This window comes from Candidatus Frankia nodulisporulans (genome assembly GCF_902806475.1).
Classification (GTDB): Bacteria; Actinomycetota; Actinomycetes; order Frankiales; family Frankiaceae; genus Frankia; species Frankia umida.
This window is the reverse complement of record NZ_CADCWS010000205.1, coordinates 1-7,629: the sequence shown is the minus strand read 5'-3', so window position 1 is coordinate 7,629 and position 7,629 is coordinate 1. Positions and strand designations below refer to the sequence as shown.

Genomic DNA, 7,629 nt, shown 5'->3' with positions numbered 1-7,629 from the left:
CATTTCGGGTTCGACCTCGTGAAGTCGACGCCCGTTTGGGGTATGACCTGTTCAGGCCCGCACGAGAAACCAGGGAATGGAGCATCACAATGAGCCTGAGCATCCGTAACCAGCTGCCCGGCACCGTCGCCGACATCACCGAAGGGGCGGTGATGAGCACCGTGACCGTCACGCTCGCCGGCGGTCAGACGGTCACCGCGGCGGTCACGGGCGCGGCCGTGCAGGACCTCGGACTCAAGCCCGGCGCACCGGTCGAGGTGCTGGTGAAGTCCAACGAGGTGGCCCTGGCCACCGGGGACGTGTCGGGGCTGAGCATCCGCAACCAGCTGCGCGGCACGGTGGCGAGCGTCGAGTCGGGCAACGCCATGTCGGTCGCGCGGGTCACCCTCGACGGCGGCGGCGAACTCACCTCGGCGATCACGCTGGCCTCGGTGCTCGACCTTCAGCTCGCCGCCGGTTCCGCGGTGACCGCGCTGGTCAAGTCCACCGCTGTCGCCCTGAGCGCCGTCTGAGACGACGCCCAAGCCGACAGCGATCCGCGGCGGCCGACAGCCGCCCCCGCCCACCGGGTCTCCGCCTGCCGGTGGGCGGGGCGCTGATCAGCCGCCGCGGGCCTTCACGAGGGCACCGCGGTTGACCTTGGTCGCCTCGCTGCGGGGGATCGCGTCGACCACCTCGACCGTCTTCGGCACCTTGTAGGCGGCGAGACGGCTCCTGGTGAAGGTGCGGATCTCCTCGCTGGTCGGCGGGGCGGCCGCGTCGGTCGGCGCGATGATCGCGTGGACGCGACGGCCCCAGCTTTCGTCGCGCAGGCCGACGACCACCACGTCCGAGACGCCGGGATGGTCGATGATCGCGGCTTCCACCTCGGCGGGGAACACGTTCGCCCCACCGGTGACGATCATGTCGACCCGACGGTCGACCAGGTAGAGGTAGCCGTCGGCGTCGAGGTAGCCGAGGTCACCGGCGCTGGCGAAGCCGTCCGGCGTGCTGGGCAGGCGCGGTGCGTCGCCGACATAGGTGTAGGCGGGGGATGTGGCACTACGCAGGTAGATGTCGCCGATCTCGCCGAGCGGCAGCACCTCGCCGTCCGGCCCCAGCACGCGCATCTCGGTGTCGCCGAGACCCCGTCCGACGCTGCCCTGGTGCTCGAGCCACTCGTCGCCGCGCAGCGCGGTGAGGCCGAGTGCCTCCGTCATCCCGTAGATCGAGACGATCTTCTCGGGCCCGATCAGCCCGATCCACCGGTGCATGAGCGTGCGCGGCATGAGCGCCGCACCCTGGATGATCCACTGGATGCTGGTCAGGTCACGGTCGTCGATGTCGGGCAGCGCGGCGATCCGCTGCAGCATCGTCGGCGTCGCGGTGAACGTCGAGACGCGGTAGCGCTCGATGACGTCGACGACCCGGGCCGCGTCGAACTTCTCCAGCACCACCAGCTGGTCGCCGGCGAACAGGTGCTGCAGGGGCGCGAAACCGTTGGCGTGGTACATCGGCGCCGGCACGAGGATCGTCTCCGGCCGTGGCACGGCGACCCCCCACGCCGCGATGAACGGCGTGGTCACCACCTCGCGGTAGACCGCGGGCCGCTCCATGACGATGATCTTCGGATTGCCGGTCGAACCGCTGCTGCAGATGCCCTGCACCCGTGGGGAGACCTGGTCGGGCAGGTCCGGTACCGGGGCGTTCTCGGTCTCGTCGATCCAGCCGAGATCGGCCGCACCGAGGAACACCCGTCCGTTGATCGCTTCCTTGACCCGCTCGAGTTCCCAGTCGGGTACATCCCAGCGCACCGGTACCGGGGTGGCACCGAGCTTCCAGGTCGCCAGCGCCGCCAGCACCAGCTGCGGGGAGTTGCGCAGCCCGAGTGCGACCACATCGCCGGTGACCACGCCCCGTTCGGCGAGCGCGGCGGCGAGCTGGGACGAGCGCCGGTTCAGCTCGGCATAGCTGAACGCGGGCTCACTACCGTCCAGGGCGATGAACCGCAGCCCGATGTCATCCGGCCGCTCGGCGGCGAGCTGCCGCAGCTTCGCCGGCAGCGACAGCGGGGCGTCGGCTGACGCGCTCCCTTGGTCGACGGTCACTGTCACGTCCTCCACATGTGTTCAGACGATCAGATCTGTGGGACGAGTCAGGGAGTGGTGACACCGGCGTCGACCGGCAGGGTGATCCCGGTGACGGCGCGGGCGTCGTCGGAGACGAGCCAGGCGATCGCGTTGCTCACGTCCTGCGACTGCAGGATGTTGATCGGCAGCAGCCGGGGGGAGATCGACACGACCGTGGCGTTCTCGCCGCTGTTGTAGAACTCCTCGAACTCGGAGTTGATGACCATCGGGGTGGCCACGCCCATCGGGTGCACCGAGTTGACCCGGATGCTGTGCTTGCCCAGGTACTTCGCGTAGCCGCGGACCAGGCCGACGACGCCGTGCTTGGCGGCGTTGTAGCCGGCGATGCCGCCGGTGCCGTCGAGCATGCCGGACAGGCCGGCGGTGGAGCTGGTGACGACGATCGAACCGCCGTTACCCGCCTCGATCATCAGCGGGTAGGTGACCCGGATCGTGTTGAACACCCCGGTCAGCATGACGCCGACCGCGTCACCCCAGTTGTGCGAGGCGGTCTCGAGCGACTCGTCCGCCGTGGAGATGTGCATGATGCCGGCGTTGGCGAGCACGATGTCGAGCCGGCCGAACTCGGCGATCGTCTGCTTGGCCGCGCGGTCGAGGGCGTCGATGTCCCGCACGTCGGCGACGATCGGCAGGCAGCGCCCGCCCTCGGCCTCGACCAGCGCGACCGTCTCGTCCAGATCCTCCTTGGACGCGAGCTTGTACTTGATGCTGTCGATCTGGGCGGCGAGGTCGATCGCCACGATGTCCGCCCCAGCCCGCGCCAGCGTCACCGCATGCGACCGGCCCTGGCCGCGAGCGGCCCCCGTGATGTAAACGACCTTTCCTGCCAGCCGGCCATCCCTCGACATGTGCACGCGCCTTCCTTGCCATACGGCCCTTGGGCACAGACAGTGCCCGGACAGGATTGCCTGCACGTCGCCTCGACAGGGCCGCCGCCGCACAGCCCCGCCAGAGGCCCGCGAGGGCGAAGGGCAGACGCGCTGCGCAACTGATCGGCGCGCCTCGCGTTACCATCCCACCCAGGGTGCTACGTCAACTACTGTCAATCACGTACAGGTGGTTCGCGAGAATAATTTCAGATCACATTTTGGCGGGCAACTTTTCCTGACGTTCCTTGGTATCCCCACACGCACGGGGCGGAAGGTCGGCAGTGACGCCCGCCGACCTTCCGCCCCTACTGCCTGTGACACTGGCCGTCAGCCGCCGAGGTCGGCGGCCCACGGTCAGGAGGTGGCGAGCACCTTGTAGTCGGTCGGCTTGCCCTTGTCGTCAAGCTTGGTGGTCAGGGCACCACGCACGCAGACCGCCGGGTACTTCGGCTCGAGCTTGCCGCTGCACTGGAACTTCTGACCGCCGCTACCGGGCAGCTCCGACTCCGGCATGCTCCTGATCGCGGAGGTGACCGTGGCGGGAGTGACGTCGCCCTTGAGGCCCGCGACCGCCGTCTGGAAACCGGAGAAGGTCATGAACATGCTCAGGCCGGTCACCGAGTTCGGGTCGACCGACTTGCCGTACGTGCTGAGGACCGCGTCGTAGAGCCGAGTCGAGGGGTTGTCCGTCCCGAACGGCACGGTGCCGACGATCGACGTGCCCTTCAGCCCACCGGTGACCGCCTTGCGGATCGCGTCGGAGGCGCAGATCCCGATGGCCCCGATCGGCCCGGTGAAGCCGACCGTGCGCAGCCCGTTGAACCCGGCGATGCAGAATCCCTCGCTGCCCAGGATGAACGCGGCGGAGTCGCTTCCGGCGAGCTTCTGCAGCTGCGGGGACATGTCCGCGGTGCCCAGCGGGACGGGCAGCAGGGTGAGCTGGACCCCGGCCTCACTGGCGATCTTCGGCCCGTCGGCCTTGAACGACCCGAGCGCCGGCGGCACGTCGATGACGATCGCCGTGACCTTCTTCAGACCGTTCGACTTGGCGAGGTCCACGGCCGCGCGCACCTGCGCGGTCGGGTCGCCGAGCGAGAAGGTCGAGGTCGGGTCCGTCAGCAGCGACGCGGTGTTCGCCGCATAGACGAAGAAGGGGACGTGCGCGGCGTGCACGGGCTGCCAGGCCGCGTCGGCGACCGACGACTGCCCGACGACGACGGCCGCCACCTTCTCCTCGACCATCCGGTTACCGCAGTCGGTGGCCTTGGCCGCGTCGTTCTGCGTCTCGCACGTGACGAGCTGGATCGGCCGGCCGGCGATGCCGCCCTTGTGCTCGTTGAGGTACTTCACCGTGGCTTCGGTGGCGGGCCCCTCGATCGACGTGTCCGAGGACGGCCCCTTGCCATCCGAGATCAGGCCGATCTTGACCGGAGCACCAGCGGCCTTGTTCACCGGGCCTAACACCGTCGCCGCGTTGGCGGTCGACGTCCCACTCGAACCCGACGCGTTGCTCGTGTCGTCACTGCCACTGCTGCCACAGCCGGCGGCGAGCAGGACGAGCGCGCTGAGCGTCGACACCGCCGCAAGGCTCGTGGAGCGGACCGAGCGGCTACGCCACCCGCCCACCCCGGACGTTTCCCGCTGCATATCTGGTGTACCTCCGTGGTGTCGTCCCGGGCCGCGCTCCCATGGCGCGCCCAGAGTGGAACTACAAAAAGCGACAAAAAATTACTTGGAGTAACTTCAGCGGGCCATGGGCGGCCGCAGGCTCCGTGCGGTTCGCCCCGTGACCCGTGATCGCGCAGGCCTGCGTCAGGAACGGCGGATATCCCACCGTCGACGCACCGCTCATGGCGGCCCGCCAGGGCAGTACCGGTGTGGGACGAGCCCTGAGCCAGCGACCCGCGAGCCACCGGCACGACCGCACCCGTGGCCACCGCGCCGGCCGTCGGGGCTGATGACGCCCCGGCCTGTTCCGGCCGGGCGGAAGATGTGAACTATCCGGAGTCGCCCCAGGTCATGCGCATGCGCCCCTCTCCGCACACCGCATGCGAGCCGCCGCGGTCAGAACGGTTCCGTCGATCGACATGCCCGGGTCCGGGAGCGGAGCGCGGGCCTGCCCATGGTGCAGGCGCCCCCCGTCGACGTGGGGCGCCTGGTGTGACGCCCACCTCCATGCGATGTGCCAGACTATTGCCTAACTTAACGCCGTTCGCAAGTGAAGTTCGCAAGAGACTCGCCGCCGGACGAATCCCGCCCACCGGGACGTCCACACCTCTACGACACGGCACGCGCTCTTCACACAGAGCAACCTTGCCGCCCGGGAAGCTCACGCGCAGGACAGCGCCAGGCCAGGTGTCGGATATGTGGAGTGTCGAGCACGCGGGGGCAGGATCGTTCCCACCGAGGTCGGTGCGTGGCCTGGCCGCGCTGGCGCGCTCGCGCGGGGGTCGGCGGCAGGCGTCCTCTCGGCGACCGGCCCTGGCCGAGAGTGTCGTCATCGGGCGGGCGATCACCTGGGCGCTGCCGACCCCACGGGTCCGCAGGAGGGAGATCCTGTTCGGATACCGACCCTCGCCGCCCGGGAGCGCGCGGACGAATCGTGCCCGCGTGCTCCCGGGATCCTCGGCGTCAGGGCCGTCAGGGCCGTCAGGCTGTCAGCCGCTCAGGCCCTTGGGTTTGGGCGGCTGGAGCGGCTCAGGCCTTGGCCTGGGCGCTGGAGCGGGCCGGGTTGGCCTGCTTTGCCGCCTTCGGGTCGAGCTCGGACTGCTTGGCGCGGACACCCTCCTCGACGTGGTCGCCGAGGTCCTTGTCGACGTTGCGCCAGTACTCGAACGCCCGGTGCAGGATCGGCTCGCTCACCCCGTTGAGCAGATGACCGACGATGTTCTCGACCAGCCGGGCGCGCGCCGCCTCGTCGAGCACCTCCCGCACCAGCGTGCCGGCCTGCGACCAGTCGTCGTCATCCGGACGCTGGGTGTAGGCGGCGCGGACCATCTCACCATCGGCGTACCACAGCCCACCGTCGTCGGTGAGTTCCGGCCGGGCGGCCGGGCCGCCGTAGGAGTTCGGCGCGTACACCGGGTCGGAGACGTTCCGCACCCGCATCGCGCCGTCCTTCGAGTAGCTGTGGACGGGCACCTTCGCCGAGTTCACCGGGATCTGCTTGTAGTTCACGCCAAGACGGTGCCGGTGGGCGTCGGAGTAGCTGAAGCCGCGGGCGAGCAGCATCTTGTCCGGCGACAGACCGGTGCCGGCCACGATGTTGTTCGGTTCGAACGCGGCCTGCTCCATCTCGGTGTGGTAATCGGTGACGTTGCGGTCGAGGGTGAGCCGGCCGACCTCGCGCAGCGGATAGTCCGCATGCGGCCAGACCTTCGTCAGGTCGAACGGGTTGATCCGGTAGGTCTTCGCGTCCTCGAACGGCAGGATCTGCATCCTGAGCGTCCAGCTCGGGAACTCGCCGTCGCGGATGTGCTCGTACAGGTCACGCTGGTGGTAGTCGGTGTCGATCGAGGCCATCTGGTCGGCCTCGTCCTGGGTGAAGGTCTCGATGCCCTGATCGGTCTTGAAGTGGTACTTCACCCAGAACCGCTCACCGGCGGCGTTGATCCACATGTAGGTGTGGCTGGAGTAGCCGTTCATGTGCCGCCAGGTCCGCGGGATACCGCGGTCCCCCATCAGCCAGGTGACCTGGTGGGCGGATTCCGGTGAGAGCGTCCAGAAATCCCACTGCATGTCGTGGTCACGCAGGTTGTTGTCGCTGCGGCGCTTCTGCGACCGGATGAAGTGCTGGAACTTCATCGGGTCCTTGATGAAGAAAACCGGCGTGTTGTTGCCGACGATGTCCAGATTGCCCTCGGACGTGTAGAACTTCACCGCGAAACCACGCGGGTCCCGCCACGTGTCGGGGCTGCCGCGCTCCCCCGCCACCGTGGAGAACCGGATCAGCACATCGGTCTTCGCCCCGGGCTGGAACACGGCGGCTCGGGTGAACGGACTCACGTCCGCCGTCACCTCGAACGAACCGAACGCCCCGCCCCCCTTGGCATGCGGCTGGCGCTCCGGGATCCGCTCCCGGTTGAAGTTCGCCATCTGCTCGATCAGATAATGATCCTGCAGCAGCAACGGCCCGTCTGGCCCGACGCTCAGCGAGTGCTCGTCGCTGGCAACGGGGATCCCCGCGTCTGTGGTCGTCGGACGACGCTCCCTGATGGTCACCGTGCACTCCTCATCCTGCTGTCATCCACACTTCCCAGGTCGACCCTGTGCCCCTGCTCCCTAGACCTCCGCGTACCCACCCTCGGCCCGCACACACACTCCAACCCGGACCGGCTCCCCCGAGCACCGCCTCCGCCAGATCCACAGCGCACAGACGCCGGATGTGATCGGTTCGCGTCCGTCCTTCTCCTCGCCCAGAAGCGGCACGACCGCCAGACACCCAGCGACGCCGCAGTGAAAGCGGTTGCGTCAGGGAGCGCAATCGCGCTTCAGGACAGGCAGCGCCCGCCATTATGCACGTGCACCTGCAAGCCACATACAACCTGGGCGATACACCTGACGGAAGGAAGAGCGTAACTGGTCAGGTATCGCTTTGATCGTGGGTTAGCTGGTTGCGGGCATCCAGGGGC

General features: G+C 68.5%; 5 protein-coding genes. 1 reads left to right on the top strand and 4 read right to left on the bottom strand.

Annotated features, from left to right (window positions below; translation table 11 throughout):
* Positions 1–89 precede the first annotated feature (89 nt).
* Positions 90–512, top strand: a complete 423-nt coding sequence (locus G6R24_RS16065) for a TOBE domain-containing protein (protein ID WP_163550055.1) — start codon at positions 90–92, stop codon at positions 510–512.
* An 87-nt stretch (positions 513–599) separates the two neighbouring features.
* On the opposite strand, the gene G6R24_RS16060 is transcribed toward G6R24_RS16065, so the two are convergent.
* The 4 genes from G6R24_RS16060 to G6R24_RS16045 all read right to left on the bottom strand — a co-directional run bounded on the left by G6R24_RS16060 (position 600) and on the right by G6R24_RS16045 (position 7,219).
* Positions 600–2,087, bottom strand: a complete 1,488-nt coding sequence (locus G6R24_RS16060; RefSeq protein ID WP_225438603.1) for a class I adenylate-forming enzyme family protein — start codon at positions 2,085–2,087, stop codon at positions 600–602.
* A gap of 47 nt (positions 2,088–2,134) precedes the next feature.
* Complete coding sequence (locus G6R24_RS16055; protein ID WP_163550054.1) at positions 2,135–2,977, bottom strand: mycofactocin-coupled SDR family oxidoreductase; 843 nt, start codon at positions 2,975–2,977, stop codon at positions 2,135–2,137.
* 375 nt (positions 2,978–3,352) lie between these two features.
* The gene (locus G6R24_RS16050; RefSeq protein ID WP_163550053.1) at positions 3,353–4,645 is read right to left on the bottom strand and encodes an ABC transporter substrate-binding protein; all 1,293 of its coding nucleotides are present in this window, start codon (positions 4,643–4,645) and stop codon (positions 3,353–3,355) included.
* Positions 4,646–5,695: 1,050 nt separating this feature from the next.
* Entirely contained in the window at positions 5,696–7,219 is a 1,524-nt protein-coding gene (locus tag G6R24_RS16045; RefSeq protein WP_163550052.1) for a catalase, read from the bottom strand.
* Positions 7,220–7,629: the final 410 nt, after the last annotated feature.

Excerpts from the sequence above, each read along its gene's own strand:
- G6R24_RS16065 (WP_163550055.1), top strand. The coding sequence starts at position 90 with ATGAGCCTGAGCATCCGTAACCAGCTGCCCGGCACCGTCGCCGACATC.
- G6R24_RS16055 (WP_163550054.1), bottom strand. The coding sequence starts at position 2,977 with ATGTCGAGGGATGGCCGGCTGGCAGGAAAGGTCGTTTACATCACGGGG.
- G6R24_RS16050 (WP_163550053.1), bottom strand. The coding sequence starts at position 4,645 with ATGCAGCGGGAAACGTCCGGGGTGGGCGGGTGGCGTAGCCGCTCGGTC.